This window comes from Psychroflexus maritimus, assembly GCF_011089875.1.
GTDB classification, from domain to species: domain Bacteria; phylum Bacteroidota; class Bacteroidia; order Flavobacteriales; family Flavobacteriaceae; genus Psychroflexus; species Psychroflexus maritimus.
In genome coordinates, this window is sequence record NZ_JAANAS010000061.1 from 81,176 (window position 1) to 96,268 (window position 15,093).

A 15,093-nucleotide genomic window follows, 5' to 3' on the forward strand; every position below is an offset into this window, starting at 1 on the left:
AAAAAAAAAGCATGAAAACTTGGAAAAAACTTCTTCTTTGGATTGTTATTTTGCCCCTACTTTTTTTTACTGCGGCTGGCTTATACTTAATCTCACAAAAGGATGAGCTTACACAAAAAGCCATTGCAGATTACAGCAAAACAATTCAAGGGAGAATTGAAGTAGCACACACAAAAATTTCACCTTTTGAAAATTTTCCTTACATCTCTATCGATTTACAAGACGTTTTGGTTTTTGAAAACAAAACTACAAACCAAGCCTTTGTCCAAATTGAAGACGCTTACATAGGATTAGACTTGCTTAAAATTATACGTGGAAAATTTGACATTAAAGCTGTTAAATTAGCCAAAGGAGATCTTCAGATTATTCAAAATACTGAAAATGAATATAACGCTGTAACTGCTTTTGAAAGCTTAAATAATCAAGAAGAAACAAGCTCTGAAAATGAAAGCTTAGATTATCATCTCAAAAAAATTAAACTTGAAAAAATTCATTTAAGCAAGCTAAGCCTAAAAGATTCTTTGCAGCTAGACGCCCAAATTGAAACTGCAACATCCCAATTAAAATCATTAGACAATCAGATAAAAATACATTTGGATTCAGATTTAACATTTAATCTCATCAACCAACAGGACACCAGTTTTATTAAGAACAAACAGATGGAGTTGCATACCGATTTTCTGTATGACCTAAAAGGTAGTAAAATTGATTTTGATAAAACGCAAGTAGAAGTAGAAAGTGGTGTTTTTGGAATGTCTGGTCACATCGACCTGGCAGATGAGGTAAATATGAACCTAAAATTTGAAGGCCAAAAAAGTAACTTCGATTTGTTTATTGCACTTGCCCCTGAAGAAGTTTCAGAAGCTTTACAAATCTATGAAAATCAAGGAGATGTATTCTTTGAAGCAAGCATTAAAGGGAAGTCCATCAATGGAAATTTGCCTTTGGTTGAAGCTAGATTTGGCTGTAAAAATGGTTTTTTTGACAATATTGAAGAAAACAAAAAGCTAAGCGATTTAAATTTTTTAGGAAGCTTTACCAATGGAAGCGAGAGAAATATAAGAACCTCTGAAGTAAAAATCCAAAACTTTAGCGCCTCACCTGAAGCCGGTATCTTTAAAGGAAATTTACGAATTACCAATTTTGAAAGTCCAGAAATAGACCTGGAATTAGATTCTGATTTCGATTTAAACTTTTTAACTGGCTTTTTTAATCTGAATGATTTGCGTAACCTAACCGGACAGGTTGATTTAAAGATGAAGTTTAAAGACATCATAGATTTAGAAAATCCAGAAAAAGCATTGGAAGAATTCAATCAAGCTTATTTTGCCTCGCTTTCTATTAAAAATCTCAATTTCACTACAGATTCTTATCATCTACCTATTCAAAATTTGAACATCCAAGCAGAAATGGATGGTCAGCTAACAACTATCGATTTCTTTAAGTTTCAATTAGGTTCTTCTGATTTATCCCTAAAAGGAAGTTTAACGCGACTCCCAGACATCATCCACCAAACCAATAAAGCGGTGGAAATGGATTTACAAATTGTTTCAGATTTTGTGAATTTTACAGAACTCACTTCTACTTCAGAAGAAGATGAAAACATATTTGATGAAGAAATTGACGACTTTAAAACCAAATTTAAATTCCAAGGAAAAGCCAATACATTTCTAACTTCAGAAATTCTTCCCATAGGCACTTTTTATATTGAAGAACTCAATGGAAAATTCAAAAATTATCCCCACCAATTACACGATTTTTTTGCACGTATTTACATTGACAAAAACGATATAAAAATAGAAGATTTTAAAGGAATGCTAGATGATTCTGATATACATTTCTCAGGAAATCTAACCAACTACCCCATCCTGATGAACAAAGAAAAAGAAGAAGGTGATGTAGTTTTTGATTTTGACTTAGACGCTAACTTAATTAGGTTAAAAGATGTATTTTCTTATGGAGAAGAAAACTATGTGCCGGAAGATTACAGAGAAGAAGTGCTTCGTGAAATAAGAGGTAAAGGAAGTATTGATTTACATTATAAAGATTCGCTTGTTTCTACCGATTTCAACTTAGATATATTAAAAGGGAGAATGCGTATTCATCCGCTTAAATTTAACGACTTCAAAGGGAATTTACACCTTGAAAATGAACAGTTAAGTTTTAGAAATTTTAGCGGTAAAATTGGAAAATCAAAATTTTCTGTTTCCGGGAATTATTACCTCGGTAAAGACAAGGATTTTCTTAAGAAAGGAGATATCATTAATTTTAAGGCTTCAGTCTTAGATCTTGATGAATTAACCAATTACAAAGAGCCTGAACCTGACGAAGACGGAAAAGTAGATCATGACGATGTCTTCAATATTTTTGAAGTACCCTTTCGAAACATGAAAATAAATGCCGCTATTGGCAAACTTAATTACCACAAATACTTAATTGATAATTTTTCTTCTGAGCTCAGAATGCAAGACGATCATTACATCTATGTAGAGGATATGCGCTTTGAGGCTGCCGGCGGAAAAGTAGCTTTAGCGGGCTATTTTAATGGTTCAAATCCCGATAGCATATACATGCATCCTGATTTAAAAATGCAAGAGGTTGATTTGGATCAGTTATTTTTTAAATTCGATAATTTTGGGCAAGATCAAATGGTTTCTAACAATCTGCATGGCGTAATGACTGGTAGAATTAAAGGAAAAGTTTTGATGCATAAAGATTTAACCCCTTACATAGAAAAAAGTAATTTAACCATAGATGTTTCTGTAAAGAACGGAATGTTAGAAAACTTTGAGCCTATGCAAGCGCTTTCTGATTTTTTTAATGATAAAAACCTTAATAAAGTCTTCTTTGGAAGTTTAGAAAATCGTTTAGAACTAAAAGACGGAAGTATTGTAATTCCAACTATGGTCATCAATTCTTCCTTGGGTTTTATGCAGTTATCAGGAAAACAAGGCTTAGACCTAGAAATGGATTATTACCTAAAAATCCCGCTTAAATTAGTCACCCAAGTAGCTTCAAGAAAATTATTTGGCAGTAAAAAAGAAGAAATTGACCCAGAACAGGAAGATGAAATCATTGAAAAAGACCTGAGTAAAAAAACGAGTTATGTGAATGTAAGGATGAAAGGAAATCCTGAGGATTATAGTATTTCGCTTAAAAAAAACAGAAAAGAAGAAAAGGGAGCCAAAGCTTTTGAAAAAGATGCTGATTTTCTATTTGATGATATTAAAATTAAAAAATTTAGTTTGTAGAATTTGAATTTGGATTATATTTGGATTATATAAATCTTAACAATTGATAACAATGAAAAAACTTTTTTTATTAGCCTTATTAGGTATGTTTATGCTAACTGCAACTACCTCATGCAGTAGTGATGATGACCAACCAATCATTGAAAACCCAGATCCAAACGACCCAGGAAATGGTGATGAAAACGGTGATAATGACAATAACGAAGAAGCTCAAAATTTCTTTAGTTTAAACGGAGAAGAATACCCGCTTAAAACTGGATCTCTGGATTTTTGGGGAGAAGAAGAAGAGGGAGTTTACGCTTGGGATATTAGTTTGTTATCGTCAAATTTTACATTTAATTTTCAAAATGAAGACTTTCCAATTGAATTTGATGATGACTTAGTAAGCAGTATTCTTATAGAATTAAATACAGATACCAGCCAAGGACTTCAAGTAGGCACTTACCAAATTGATGAAAATAATTTTACTCCCTTTGTTTGCTCATACTTTGACATTATGCTTCAATGTAATTATTCAGATTTAGAAGCTGATGAAGAGGAAGTATGCGAAGGCTTTTACTTTATTGAATCTATTGGCTCAGTAGAAATTGTGTCTATTGAAGATGAAGTTTACGAGCTAAAAATTGAAGGAGAAACAGAAGAAGGTTTTGATTTTGAAGCGCATTACAAAGGTGAGCTTTTAGACTTAGAAAGTGTTTTTGGAAGACCTAGTAAGGAAATTGAGTCCAATAAAAAATTCAACAGAAAACAACGTAGAAAGTAAAACAATTTCTATTGATATAGTATAAAATCAACCGATAGCTAATCAGTTATCGGTTTTTTTTCTTGAAAAAATATCGTTCTAGTTTACAATTGATTTCTAAAATGTAAATTTGCAATTGAGAATTTAAAACAAAAAAAAGAATTTGATTAAAAAATTCGCCATAAAACACAAACTCAAAAAACACTTTAAATCAGGATTAGTTGCTGGAAGTTATAATGCTAAAGTTCTTTTCCTTTTAGAGGAAGGGAAATTTTGCAAAGAAGAAATCGCGGTTGCTTTTACAGAAAGTTTCGGTGAGGCATATAAGCTTCACTTTATCAATTTTACTGAAGATCATAAAAAGAAAAAAGAATTTCCGCAGAACTATTTTACAAAAACTGATTTCAACTTGTTTGGTCAATTAAAAAATGAAGAAACAAAAACACTACTGAAGAAAGATTTTGAGTATTTGTTTCATTTTTATGAACAAGAAAACAATTACCTTAACTTAGTGGCAGCCCAAACCAAAGCTAATTTAAGAGTAGGAATAAACAAAGTGAAGCAAGATTTAGTTCATATTCAGTTAAACCTCAAAGAAAAAAACTTGCCCTTATATTTCAAAGAAGCATTTAAATATTTAGAAATCATAAAAAAATCGGCTTAAAATGAAGAATTTAAAAGGAACAGGGGTGGCACTAATCACGCCTTTTAAGGAAGATAAAAGCCTTGACGTGGAAGCCCTAGAAAACTTAGTGGAATACCAAATAGAAAACAATATAGATTACATTGTTGCCCTAGGAACAACAGCAGAAAGTGCAAGCTTAAGCAAGGAAGAAAAAGAACTTGTTAAAACTACTATTGTAGAAAAAACCGCAGGTAGAATTCCATTAGTTTTAGGAATGGGGTCTAACAATACAAAAGCTTTGGTTGAAGAAATTAAAACTACTAACTTTGACGGATTTGACGCTGTTTTATCGGTTTCACCTTATTACAACAAACCTACGCAAGAAGGTATTTACCAGCATTTTAAAGCCGTAGCAGAAGCCTGTGATTTGCCCATCATTTTATACAACGTGCCAGGAAGAACCTCATCTAATATGGAAGTAGCAACCGTAGCAAGCTTAGCTAAAGATTTTGATAATATTATAGGCATTAAAGAAGCCAAAGGAGACTTAGTGCAAGCAATGCAAATGATTAAAGCAACCCCTGAAGGTTTTTTGGTAATTTCAGGCGATGATATGATAACCTTACCCATGGTTTTAGCTGGCGGTGCGGGAGTAATTTCGGTTATTGCAGAAGGATTCCCTAAAGCGTTTTCAACAATGGTTAATTTAGGTTTAGAACGTAAAGTTGATGAAGCCTATAAAATTCATTATCAAATGGCACCGGGCATTGAGCTTATTTTTGAAGAAGGAAACCCCGCGGGCATTAAATCGGTTTTTGAACAAAAAGGACTTTGCAAAAACGAACTTAGGCTACCCTTAGTAAAAGCCTCAGAAAGCCTACAATTGAAACTGAAAGAATTTAGCGAAAATTTAAAGTAATTTTTTACTAAAACCTGCGTTTATATCCTACTGAAAATGAACAAGAAACTAGACTTGAAATCTAATTTTTTAATTCATTATATTATCAGTAGATTTGCAACATATTTCAGCTTATGAAAAAAATATATTTAATTGCCTTTAGTGTTTTACTTTTAGCTTCTTGTGGCAAGTACAACAAAGCTTTAAAAAGTGATGATGTAGATAAGAAATTCACCTTAGCTAAAGAATATTACGAAATTGGAATTCAAGAAGAAAAAAAGAGTAAGCTCAACAAAGCAATACGCCTTCTAGAGCAAATTCAACCTGCCTTGAAAGGTAAACCCCAAGATGAGGTGGTTTCTTACATGATTGCCAATGCTTATTACACCATTGGAGACCACTTTATTTCTGGCTATCGATTTGATCGTTACGCAAAATCCTTTCCAGATTCGCCTAAGATTGAAGAAGCCTTATATAAATCAGCCAATTCCTATTTTGAAGTTTCGCCAAAATACAGCTTAGATCAGGAAGACACTCACAAAGCCATAGACAAACTACAATTTTATGTAAATGCTTTTGAAGATGGTGAGTTTTTCAACAAAGCTAATGAACAATTAGCCGTTTTAAGAGACAAGCTAGAACGCAAAGATTATGAAGTAGCTAAGCAACTTCACCACCGAAGAATTTGGAGACCAGCCATTCACGCATTAGGTAATTTCATCGACAATCACCCTGGCTCTAAATACAATGAAAACGCCTACTTTTATAAATTTGAATCGCAGTATATCTACGCGGTGAATAGCTTTAGAGCAATTGAAAGAGAGCGATTAGAAAAAGCGGTAGAGTATTACAATGATTTTGTTTCAAAATACCCTGATAGCGAATTTATGGAACAAGCTGAATTACACAAAAAAGAAATTGACGACGAGTTATATTATTTAGAATTATTAGATCTATAAAACCATGAATACAAATTTAAAAGATTCAAATGCCGCCCTATCTACCAAAACCTACAACAGAAATGAGGTAGATAAAAAAACAGATAACATTTATGAAGCCATTTCTATTGTTTCAAAAAGATCTGAGCAAATTAACAGCGAAGTAAAAAGAGAACTCATTGAGAAATTAGAAGAATTTGCTACGCATAATGACAGCTTAAATGAAGTCTTTGAAAACAAAGAACAAATTGAAGTTTCTAAGTTTTATGAGCGTTTACCAAAAGCTCACGCACTTGCTTTACAAGAGTGGCTTGAAGACAAAATTTACTACAGAAAAACAGATAGCGATTTAGAAGCTTAATGTCTTTTTTTAAAAATAAAAAAGTAGTTTTAGGTGTAAGCGGTGGTATTGCCGCTTACAAATCTACTTTTTTAGTACGCTTACTTATAAAAGCAGGCGCTGAAGTAAAAGTGATTTTAACCCCAAGCGCTGAAGAATTTGTCACTCCCCTTAGCTTATCTACCCTCTCCAAAAACCCTGTTTTTTCAAGCTTTGCAGATGAAGAAAAAACTTGGTATAATCACGTAAATATTGGTTTATGGGCAGATTTTATGATTATTGCTCCAGCTACAGCAAACACATTATCTAAGATGATTAACGGCCATGCAGATAATTTTTTAATTACCTCCTACCTTTCTGCTAAATGCCCCGTTTATATTGCTCCAGCAATGGATTTAGATATGTATCAACACCCGAGCACTCAAGCCAATTTAAACTTACTTGAAAAACGTGGAAACAAAATCATACCTGCCGAAAGTGGCGAATTAGCCAGTGGGTTAGCTGGTCAAGGAAGAATGGCAGAACCTGAGAACATCATCAAATTTATTGCTTCAGATTTAAGCAAAAGCTTACCGCTGTATGGCAAAAAAATACTCATTACCGCAGGCCCAACCTATGAAGCCATAGACCCTGTTCGCTTTATTGGCAATCACTCTAGCGGAAAAATGGGCTATAAATTAGCTGAAACGGCACTTCAACTTGGCGCTGAAGTTGTTTTAGTTAGTGGACCAAGCCATGAACTACTAAATGACGCTAAACTTACACTAATTAAAGTTACTTCAGCTGAAGAAATGCTTCAAGCTTGCCAAATTCATTTTAAAGATACAGAGGTTTTTATTGCATCAGCAGCAGTTTCAGATTACCGGCCAAAACACATTTCAACTCAAAAAATAAAAAAATCGGATGCTGAAATTCAAATTGAATTAGTTAAAAATCCAGATATTCTTTTTGAAATGGGACAGCAGAAAAAAAATCAATTAGTTGTTGGTTTTGCGCTTGAAACTAATAACGAAATAGAAAATGCAACGAAAAAGCTTCAAAAGAAAAACTTAGATTTTATTGTATTAAATTCGCTTCAAGACCAAGGAGCTGGATTTCAAAAAGACACGAACTTAGTCAAAATAATAGATCGGGAAAATAATATTAATACCTATTCGTTAAAACCTAAAAGCGAAGTAGCCAAAGATATTTTTGAAGTACTTTTGAAAAAACTACAACTTTAATGAAGTATTGGATTTACATAATTACACTTGTTTTTGGACTTTCAAACTTGAATGCCCAAGAGTTTGAATGCCAGGTAAAGGTTGATGCAGTGCAAACAGGTAAGCTTCAATTAACAATTTTTGATAACCTTGAACAATCGCTTACAGAGTTTGTGAATCAAAATTCATGGACTAACAATCGCAACCTAAAAGACCACCAAAAAATTAAATGTAGTATGTTCGTTAATATTACATCCTATGAAGATAATTTTTTTGAAGCCAGTATTCAGTTTCAATCCTCTAGACCTGTTTTTGGGTCTGATATTTCTACACCTATCTTAAATATTAACGACCGAAGCTTTAATTTTAATTATACAGAATTTCAGCCCTTAAACTTTAATCCAAATACCTTTGAAACAAATTTGATATCGGTAGTGAGTTTTTATCTTTTAACTAGCTTAGGAATGGATGCAGATAGCTTTGAAAAATTTGGAGGAACCGAGTATTATCAACAAGCGCAACAAGTAGCAAGCGCAGGTCAATCGGCTAATGCTTCAGGATGGAGTAGCAGTGGTGGATCTGGAGATTTTAATCGCTTTAACTTGATAAGAGACTTAATTTCTCAAAACTTTTCTCAATTTAGAGAAGCGCTTTATGTTTACCACAGAGAAGGTTTAGACCAGATGCATGAAGATGTTGAATTGGGGAAAGAAAATATTATTCAAGCTTTAGATTTACTTAAAGAAAACAACAAAGTACGCCCCAATTCTTTATTGGTGAGATCCTTCTTTGATGCCAAAGCCAATGAGGTGCAACTTATCTTAAATGGCGGTCCTGAAGCTGATGTAGCCGCGATAAAAGAATCGCTCTACAAAATGGCCCCCGGACAAAATAGAGTTTGGAAAGAGATTAAATAGAGTTTATCCCTATTTATGGTAATCAATGACAAAGATTTAGGAACCCTAAAGTTTTACTCGATTTTTTCGTAACGCTCGTAAGTAAAAGCATAATTATGTTTGTCGTCTTTTGGATGGAATTCAGAATTCACTAATTTCCATACAGACCTATCTATTTCAGGAAAAAAAGTATCGGCTTCAAAACTTCCATGCACTCTTGTTAATTCAATAGCATCAGCCAAAGACATAGCTTGTTTGTAGATTTGTCCTCCTCCAATAATGTAAGGATTTTCATCAGCTTTTGCTTCATCAATAGCTTGGTTTAAAGAATAAACCACTTTTCCACCCTCAGGAGAATAATTAGTATTTCGAGAAATAATTAAATGTGTGCGATTAGGAAGTGGTTTAGGAAAAGAATCAAAAGTCTTTCTTCCCATAATAATGTAATGCCCCGTAGTTAGGCTTTTAAAACGTTTAAAATCGTCTGGTAAATGCCAAACCAAATCGTTATCTTTTCCTAATTCATTTCCTTCACCAACAGCGGCTATCATTGTGAGCATCGTAAAATTTTTGGTAAATATAATGCTTAATAACGAATTGAAATTGTAAAAATAAGATAAAACGAATATGAAAATTTAAATCAAATTTTGAATAATCCTCTCGCTTGCATTATACATTTGTAAAAAAAGAAAGATGAAACACGCATGTACAAATTTTCTACACACAGGAAGCTGATTATACGTGTTGCATCTGACCACTTATAAACAAATAAAATAAACAGATGAAAATTCAACTTCAGAAAGACCAAGGCTCAAGTCATTCGTTTACCGCTAAAAATGAACATGGTTTTGAGATCAAATTAAGTAATTCAAGTGCAGGAAAACCCACAGGACCGAGTCCTATGGAAACTGTACTAATGGCAGTAGCCGGTTGCAGCAGCATTGACATAGTACACATTTTAGAAAAACAAAATTTAACGATTGACCAACTAAATGTGAATGTGGAGGGAATGCGTAGGGATGAAATACCAAAAATATTTACAGAAATCAAACTTCAAGTTCATTTAGATGGAGAGATTTCAGCCGCTAAGGCTTTACGTGCTTGTCAACTTTCATTTGAAAAATACTGTTCGGTTTCTCAAATGTTAGAGGGCAAAGTAGAAATTCTATACGACCTGATTTTAAATGGAAAAAAGGTAGAAAAACCTTAATTGAAGTCGTACAAAAGATAAGGCTGAATCATTTGCCGGTAATCCTTTAAATCACTCTGCCACTCGGCTTTAATTTCGTCGGCTGAAAATCCAGTTTCAATTTGCTGCTGAAGCTTTTTAGTTCCTGCTAATTTGGTAAAAAATGAATTAAAAAACGAGTTAGGTTGGTTAGTTTCTTGATACGCTAAAATTAGCCATTCTAAGTTCAAAGCATCTAGTTGAGGATGTTTACTCAATTCTTTTCCGTAGCATAATTCGTTTTCAAATTTTGGATATTTAGCCCCAGGCTTGGAAACAGGAGTGTAAGAATAGTTAAATACATCTTCATTTAAATAAGGCGAACCAAAAACCTGAAATTGTAAATTTGTTCCTCTTCCAGCATTTACCTTCGTGCCTTCAAAAAAACATAAACTTGGATACAAATTAACCGATTGCGCATTGGGTAAGTTTGGAGAAGGAGGAACGGGTAAATCATATTCCATTTCTTTGTTGTAATTTTTCATTGGAATTACAAAAAGTTCGGCTTCGTCTTTTTGATTCAGCCAGCCTTCGCCATTAATCATTCGCGCGTATTCAGCTATGGTTAAGCCGTGTACTACGGGAATAGGATGCATTCCAACAAAACTTTGGTGCTCAAGTTCTAAAACAGGACCGTCTATGTAATGCCCGTTAGGGTTAGGTCGGTCTAATACAAGTATAGGAATTTGATGTGTTGCACAAGCTTGCATTACGTAATGTAAGGTAGAAATATAGGTGTAAAATCTAGCGCCCACATCTTGAATATCAAAAACTATAAAATCTAAATCCTTCATTTGCTCAGGCGTTGGTTTTTTGTTAGTTCCGTAGAGCGAAACCACAGGAATTCCTGTTTTAGCGTCTTTTCCATCTTGAATTTGTTCGCCTGCATCAGCGGTTCCTCTAAATCCATGTTCAGGAGCAAAAGCGCGTTCAACTTCAATATGATTATTCAAAAGTAAATCAACAAGATGAATGCTTTCTTGGTCATTCAGTAAAACAGAAGTTTGATTGCCTACAACGCCTACTTTTTTCCCTACAAGCAAAGGTAAATACTGTTCAATTTGTTCAATTCCTAAAACTAATTGTTGGTCTTGTGCTTTAGTTTGACAACCTCCCAACAAAAAGCTTGTTAATACTAAAATTATTAATGTATTTTTGAAACCAGAATAAAACATACTAAGTGAATTTCGAATTTTTTATTTCTCAACGGCTAATATCGGAAAAGAATACTAAAAACAGTATCTCTGGACCTATTATTAAGATTGCTATAATTGCCATTAGCTTAGGAATTAGTATGATGCTTATTGCTTTTGCTACAGGCATGGGACTTCAGGACAAAATAAGAGAAAAGATTACCGCTTTTAATGGCGACATCAACATTACAAAATTTAGCAGCAATCAATCTAAAATAAGTCTTGACCCAATTTCTACCGAACAAGATTTCTATCCTACATTTAATCACCCAGAAGTAAGCCACATACAAGCCGTAGCCACTAAGTTTGGTATTGTGAGAACAGAAAACGATTTTGAGGCTATTATTACTAAAGGGGTTGAAGAAAATTACGAATGGCGTTATTTTAAAGAATACTTAGTAGAAGGTAGAATACCGAATTATACAGGTAAAATAAGTAAAGAAATACTCATTTCGGAATACTTGGCCAATCGCCTTCACTTTAAAATGGGCGATCAAGTGGTGGTGTATTTTCTAAAAGACGAAAACTCTGAACGGCCTAGAATGATTGCCTTTGACATTGTTGGAATTTATAATTCTGGCTTTGAGGAATTTGACAAAAGCTTTTTGATTGCTGATTTAAAACAATTACGACGCATCAACAAATGGAATAAAGACGAAGTTGGTTACTTTGAAATTTTAGTCAAGGATTTTGAAAATATTGGCCCTATTTCTGAAGACGTTTATCAACAAATTACTTCAGAATTAGATGTAGAGAATATTCTTCAAAAATACCCTAACATTTTTGAATGGTTGAGTATGTTTGATATGAATATCATTATCATCATCTCCTTAATGATTATTGTTGCGGGAATTAATATGATTACTGCACTGCTAGTTTTAATCTTAGAAAGAACCCCTATGATTGGAATACTAAAAGCCTTAGGAGCTAATAATTGGAAAATCAGAAAAATATTTTTAATCAATGCTAGTTATATTATATTAAAAGGAATATTTTTTGGTAATTTAATAGGATTAGGCTTATTGTTGATTCAAAAATACGTTCAACCTATCAAATTAGACCCTAGGTCGTATTATGTAACTGAAGTGCCTGTTTATATAGACTTCTCCTACATTGCCTTTGTCAATCTTGGTACGCTCATACTTTGTTTATTATTTTTAATTATTCCTTCTATCATCGTTACTAAAATTAGCCCTGTAAAGGCAATTAAGTTTGATTAATACCTTCTTTTTTTATAGTTTTTTCTACATTTGTTAAAATGTTAATTTTTTGATTAATAAAAATCAATTTCAATAGATAACTGCAAGAAGATGACTAAAAAACTATTCCCTCTGTTACTTTTATTAATTCTCGCTCAATTTAAAGCTGCAGGACAGTTTCAAGAGTTTGAAAATTACCTTACATTTAGACAACTTGAAAAAGCCAAGGAGCTCATTCAATCTGAAGAGCTTTCAGCCTTAGACAAAAAAATTCTACAAGGAAAATTTTATATTGAAAACTACCAAATTGATTCTGCTTTTATAAGTTTGTTAGAAGTAGATACACTTCAGCTTAATCAAGAACAGAAAGCCTATTATTCATACTATTTAGCAGATGCTTACGACCAAACTTCAGAATATAGTCTTGCCGTTGATTTTATGACACAAGCGCAAAGCTTATATGAAGACTTAGGCCTGAAAAACGAAGCCAACGAAATGAACTTAAAAATTTATCTCACTTTGCTTTCTTCTCCGTTTTTTAAAGGTGGGGATATTTCTTACTTAGAAAATTTTTACGAAAAAGCTAAAGAATTAGAAAATTATAATCAACTTTCTAGAGCAGAAATTAATCTAGCCTTCGAAAATTTTAATCCAGAAAACCCTTTTGAAATAATTGATTATTTTGATCGAGCATTTGAACTAAGTAAGAAATCTGACAATAAATTAGACCAAGCTAGAGTGCTGAATTATTATGGAATGATTTACGGTGAAAGTTTTGGTATAACTGATTCTGCCGAGAAATATTACAACCAAGCCTTAAAAATTTACGAAGAATTTGACGACAACTATAAGAAAAAACCTATTTATATTCTAAAATCTAATCTAGCTAGGGCAAAAGGAGATTATAAAGAGTCTATACGTATGCTGAAAATTGCCGATAGTATTCCAACTTATACTTACAAAAATGAAATGAACGTTAGCATTTATCAAAACCTAGCTAATGATTATAAGGATTTAGAAATGGTTGATTCTGCTTATTTTTACATGCTTCGTTACAATGAAGCTAGAGATGAGATTAATTATCAAAAGCAAAACGTAAATTTAGCGCGTTTTGAAGCTGAGAAAAAAGAAAAAGAAAACCTTATTTTAAATCAACGAAATGAGCGTAACAGAAACCTATTGTTTGGCATGGGAGGCTTGTTAATTGGTTTTTCTTTAATCTCTTATTTACTCTACATTAACAACAAAAAAAAACAACTTATATTTGAACAGAAAGAAGAAGTAAACCATCAAAAAACACAAGGTTTGCTTAACCAAATTAAAATGACTACAATTGAGGGAGTTTTAAAAGGGCAAGAGCAAGAAAGGAAGAAAATCGCTAGCGATTTACACGATAATTTAGGGGCTAGATTAACTGCACTTCGCATGAATTTTAAACATTTAAAAGATCAATGTGTCAACAATTCTGAACTTCAAAATCCGCTAGAAAAAACAGAACAACTCCTAGAAGAAACTTACCATGACATTAGGCGAATGTCGCATATACAAAACTCAGGAATCCTGGCCAAAGAAGGTTTGATTCCGGCCATTGAAAAGTTTGTTGAAGCGATAAATTCTGATCAACTAAATATTGAAGTTTCTCATTTTGATAAGGATGAAAAATTAAGTAATAATCTTGAAATTAACCTATTTAGAATTATTCAGGAATTAACAACTAACATTACAAAACACGCAAAAGCCTCAGAAGCTAGTATAAACATTACAAATCATGAAGACTCAATTAATATTATGATTGAAGACAACGGAGTAGGATTTGATACTTCAAAAATCAAACCTCACGCTGGTATAGGCTTATCTAGTATAAAAGAAAAAGTAGAAGACCTAAATGGTAGTTTGGCAATTGATAGCTATCCAGGAAAAGGAACCACCATAATCATAGACCTCCCAATACAATAAATATGATAAGATTAGCTATAGCAGACGACCATCAATCTCTTGTAGATGGTATTAAATTAATTATAGAACCTATTGAAGATATTGAAGTGGTAGCAACTGCTAACAACGGTAAAGATTTGATTGAGCTCGTGAAATTAAAAAAACCTGATGTCATTTTAACCGACATTAAAATGCCGCTCATGGATGGTTATGAAGTAGCCGAACAGGTAAAATCTGCTTGGCCAAAAATTAAAGTAATTGCTTTTTCAATGTTTGACGACCAACATGCTATTAATAAAATGAAGACGGCAGGAGCAAAAGCTTATCTGTTAAAAAATTCTCCACTTGAAACCATAAAAAATGTAATTTATAAAGTGCATGAAGGAGAATCTTACTTTGAAGAACAAAGTATTAAACCTATTAAACGAGTGAGCAAGGAAATGAATTTCACCAAGCTCACAAAAACCGAACGTGAGATTTTAGAATTAATTGCTCAAGGTAAATCAACTAGGGAAATTGCTGAAATTAGAGGCTCAGCAGAATCTACAGTAGATAAACACAGAAAAAATATGATGCGTAAATTAAACCTAAACGGCAAAGGAGAATTGGTTAAATATGCCTACGGTGTAAGATACGAACTCTAAAT

At 32.9% G+C, this 15,093-nt stretch carries 14 protein-coding genes; 12 read left to right on the top strand and 2 right to left on the bottom strand.

Annotated elements, in window-relative coordinates:
- Positions 1-11 precede the first annotated feature (11 nt).
- The 8 genes from G7034_RS08575 to porD all read left to right on the top strand — a co-directional run bounded on the left by G7034_RS08575 (position 12) and on the right by porD (position 8,913).
- Positions 12-3,251, top strand: a complete 3,240-nt coding sequence (locus G7034_RS08575; RefSeq protein WP_166400554.1) for an AsmA-like C-terminal region-containing protein — start codon at positions 12-14, stop codon at positions 3,249-3,251.
- Positions 3,252-3,303: 52 nt separating this feature from the next.
- The gene (locus G7034_RS08580; protein ID WP_166400555.1) at positions 3,304-4,014 is read left to right on the top strand and encodes a hypothetical protein; all 711 of its coding nucleotides are present in this window, start codon (positions 3,304-3,306) and stop codon (positions 4,012-4,014) included.
- Positions 4,015-4,156: 142 nt separating this feature from the next.
- Positions 4,157-4,657 carry a DUF6913 domain-containing protein gene (locus G7034_RS08585; RefSeq protein ID WP_166400556.1) on the top strand — a complete coding sequence of 167 codons (501 nt, stop codon included), beginning with the start codon at positions 4,157-4,159 and terminating at the stop codon, positions 4,655-4,657.
- Between the two features lies 1 nt (position 4,658).
- Entirely contained in the window at positions 4,659-5,537 is an 879-nt protein-coding gene (gene dapA, locus G7034_RS08590) for a 4-hydroxy-tetrahydrodipicolinate synthase (RefSeq protein WP_166400557.1), read from the top strand.
- A gap of 113 nt (positions 5,538-5,650) precedes the next feature.
- Positions 5,651-6,475, top strand: coding sequence for an outer membrane protein assembly factor BamD (locus G7034_RS08595; protein WP_166400558.1), 825 nt, complete (start codon positions 5,651-5,653; stop codon positions 6,473-6,475).
- A gap of 4 nt (positions 6,476-6,479) precedes the next feature.
- Complete coding sequence (locus tag G7034_RS08600; RefSeq protein ID WP_166400559.1) at positions 6,480-6,815, top strand: DNA-directed RNA polymerase subunit omega; 336 nt, start codon at positions 6,480-6,482, stop codon at positions 6,813-6,815.
- Positions 6,815-8,017, top strand: a complete 1,203-nt coding sequence (gene coaBC, locus G7034_RS08605; protein ID WP_166400560.1) for a bifunctional phosphopantothenoylcysteine decarboxylase/phosphopantothenate--cysteine ligase CoaBC — start codon at positions 6,815-6,817, stop codon at positions 8,015-8,017. Before G7034_RS08600 ends, coaBC begins: the two co-directional genes overlap by 1 nt.
- The gene (gene porD, locus G7034_RS08610; protein WP_166400561.1) at positions 8,017-8,913 is read left to right on the top strand and encodes a type IX secretion system protein PorD; all 897 of its coding nucleotides are present in this window, start codon (positions 8,017-8,019) and stop codon (positions 8,911-8,913) included. Before coaBC ends, porD begins: the two co-directional genes overlap by 1 nt.
- 53 nt (positions 8,914-8,966) lie before the next feature.
- Here porD and G7034_RS08615 read toward each other — a convergent pair whose 3' ends face one another.
- The gene (locus G7034_RS08615; RefSeq protein ID WP_166400562.1) at positions 8,967-9,452 is read right to left on the bottom strand and encodes a dihydrofolate reductase; all 486 of its coding nucleotides are present in this window, start codon (positions 9,450-9,452) and stop codon (positions 8,967-8,969) included.
- Between the two features lie 221 nt (positions 9,453-9,673).
- On the opposite strand from G7034_RS08615, the gene G7034_RS08620 reads away from it, so the two are divergent.
- On the top strand, positions 9,674-10,102 hold the full coding sequence (locus tag G7034_RS08620) for an OsmC family protein (RefSeq protein ID WP_166400563.1): 429 nt from the start codon (positions 9,674-9,676) through the stop codon (positions 10,100-10,102).
- Here the strand turns inward: G7034_RS08620 and G7034_RS08625 are convergent.
- On the bottom strand, positions 10,099-11,295 hold the full coding sequence (locus tag G7034_RS08625) for an exo-beta-N-acetylmuramidase NamZ family protein (RefSeq protein ID WP_166400564.1): 1,197 nt from the start codon (positions 11,293-11,295) through the stop codon (positions 10,099-10,101). The two genes, G7034_RS08620 and G7034_RS08625, sit on opposite strands and share 4 nt — an antisense overlap.
- A gap of 5 nt (positions 11,296-11,300) precedes the next feature.
- On the opposite strand from G7034_RS08625, the gene G7034_RS08630 reads away from it, so the two are divergent.
- The 3 genes from G7034_RS08630 to G7034_RS08640 all read left to right on the top strand — a co-directional run bounded on the left by G7034_RS08630 (position 11,301) and on the right by G7034_RS08640 (position 15,091).
- A complete protein-coding gene (locus G7034_RS08630; RefSeq protein WP_166400565.1) occupies positions 11,301-12,533 on the top strand; it encodes an ABC transporter permease in 1,233 nt (410 codons plus the stop codon).
- A gap of 90 nt (positions 12,534-12,623) precedes the next feature.
- Positions 12,624-14,468, top strand: a complete 1,845-nt coding sequence (locus tag G7034_RS08635) for a tetratricopeptide repeat-containing sensor histidine kinase (protein WP_166400566.1) — start codon at positions 12,624-12,626, stop codon at positions 14,466-14,468.
- 2 nt (positions 14,469-14,470) lie between these two features.
- Complete coding sequence (locus tag G7034_RS08640) at positions 14,471-15,091, top strand: response regulator (protein WP_166400567.1); 621 nt, start codon at positions 14,471-14,473, stop codon at positions 15,089-15,091.
- Positions 15,092-15,093: the final 2 nt, after the last annotated feature.